Origin of the sequence: Pseudoalteromonas sp. NZS127 (genome assembly GCF_015864805.1) — a bacterium.
GTDB lineage: Bacteria > Pseudomonadota > Gammaproteobacteria > Enterobacterales > Alteromonadaceae > Pseudoalteromonas > Pseudoalteromonas nigrifaciens.
In genome coordinates, this window is the sequence record NZ_JADYWN010000044.1 from 1 (window position 1) to 1,832 (window position 1,832).

3 protein-coding genes are annotated in these 1,832 nt (G+C 63.2%); all 3 read left to right on the forward strand.

Annotation, left to right across the window (positions count from 1 at the left end):
• Window positions 1-187 precede the first annotated feature (187 nt).
• Window positions 188-1,198: a major capsid protein gene (locus I6E78_RS18245; RefSeq protein WP_114488103.1), complete on the forward strand. Its 1,011-nt coding sequence runs from the start codon at window positions 188-190 to the stop codon at window positions 1,196-1,198.
• 178 nt (window positions 1,199-1,376) lie between these two features.
• Window positions 1,377-1,601, forward strand: a complete 225-nt coding sequence (locus tag I6E78_RS18250) for a hypothetical protein (RefSeq protein ID WP_197183091.1) — start codon at window positions 1,377-1,379, stop codon at window positions 1,599-1,601.
• Window positions 1,598-1,832: hypothetical protein (locus I6E78_RS18255; RefSeq protein ID WP_197183092.1), on the forward strand; the 235-nt coding region annotated here is incomplete at its 3' end. The genes I6E78_RS18250 and I6E78_RS18255, both read left to right, overlap by 4 nt.

Here is a 1,832-nt window from a genome sequence, read left to right on the forward strand (position 1 = left end):
GACTCCGACGCAGTGGGCTTCGTGCGCGACGCCGAGCTGAACCGCTTCGAACTCACGGGTCTCGACGCGGCAGGCCAGACCGACCTGGCGAAGAAAGGTCTGATCGTGCGCGGCACGGCTGGCCTGCCAACCGTTTCCACCCCGGCTCTCTGAGCCTTTCATCTCTCGACTCAGGAGCACAAGAAACATGGCAACCCTCGACATTTTCCAGGACGATGCGTTCAGCGTTACGTCTCTGTCCAGCACCATCACGGACATTCCCGACGTGCCCACCAAACTGGGCGACAAGGGTCTGTTCCAAGAGGAAGGCATCTCGACCACTTCGTTCATGATCGAACGCCAAGGGTCGAGCATCAAGCTGCTGCCCACCGCCCCCCGCGGCGGTGTGCGTGAGCCTGTCGCCCTCGGCCCTCGCAAGCTGATCCCTCTGCACGCTCTGCACATCCCCGCCTCATGGTCGGTGCTCGCAGACGAAGTGCAAGGCATCCGCGCCTACGGCAGCGAGACCGAAGTCGAGCAGGCAGCCACACTGGTGCAGCGCAAGCTCGCCAACGTGCGTGCCAGCATGGACCTGACCCACGAGAACATGCGCGTCGGCGCACTCAAGGGTCTGGTGACCGACGCCGACGGCTCCACGCTGCTCGACGTGTACGACGCCTTCGGCATGACCCAGCAGACCCAGTTCTGGAACATCGCTGTGGCCGCCAACGGCGACCCCAAGGCTTCGATCATCACCCTCAAGTCGATGATCCGCGCCAAGATGGGTGGTCGCTCCTTCGGTCGCATCCGCGTGATCTGCTCGCTGGGCTTCTTCACCCCCCTGGTGCAGAACACCAAGATGATCAAGGCGTGGGAACTGTGGAACCAAGGCGCCTACCTGCGCACCGACCAGGTGAACGGTGGCGACTTCGAGTTCGCAGGCGTGATCTTCGAGGTCTACGACGGCGGCACCTCGGCCGGCGACTTCATCGCTGACGGTATCGCCTACGCCTACCCCGAAGGTGTCCCCGGCATGTTCCAGTCCAAGTTCGCACCTGCGGACTACATGGAGACGGTGAACACGCAGGGCCTGCCGTTCTACGCCAAGCAGGAAGCGATGCCTTTCAACAAGGGCATCATCGGCGAGGCGCAGTCCAACCCGATCCACTTCAACTCGTTGCCCGAGGCAGTCATCAAGCTGTCTGTGGCCGCGAGCTAAATGGCAAGCGTCTTCGGGCGCATGACGGAGAGCGTCCTTTCCCTGCTGGGCGAGGACGCTCTTTTACGTGGTGCGGTCCCCTGCAAAGTGAACATCGAGCACGACGTGCAGCTCGTCGGTATGGACGCCGAGCGCGCACAGAGCCGGGGCGACCTGGTGACCAACAGCGNAGCACGACGTGCAGCTCGTCGGTATGGACGCCGAGCGCGCACAGAGCCGGGGCGACCTGGTGACCAACAGCGACGTGATCACCCTCGCTAAACGGCACAACCCCAAAGGCGGGGACTCTCTGAAATTCACGGGAACCGGGCCCCACGCGGGCCGCTCGTTCCGCCTCGAAACCATGATCGAGGACAACGGCTACTCCCGCCGCTACATCGTCATTGAGACGACGGTGCCATGACCAAAGCCCGCGACTACACGCTCAAGATCGACGCCTCCCAGGTAGTGAAACTGGGAGAACGACTCGCGCAGGCCAGCGGCGAAGAGATTGGCCGCGCGTCCGTCACCGCTTTGAACGAGGTGGTGGACCGCACATACGATCTGGCGCGCGACCGGATGATCGCCGGTATCAACCTGTCCGACGATTATCTGCGGCGTCGAATGACGCTCCAGCGCGCCACACCCGGCAAGC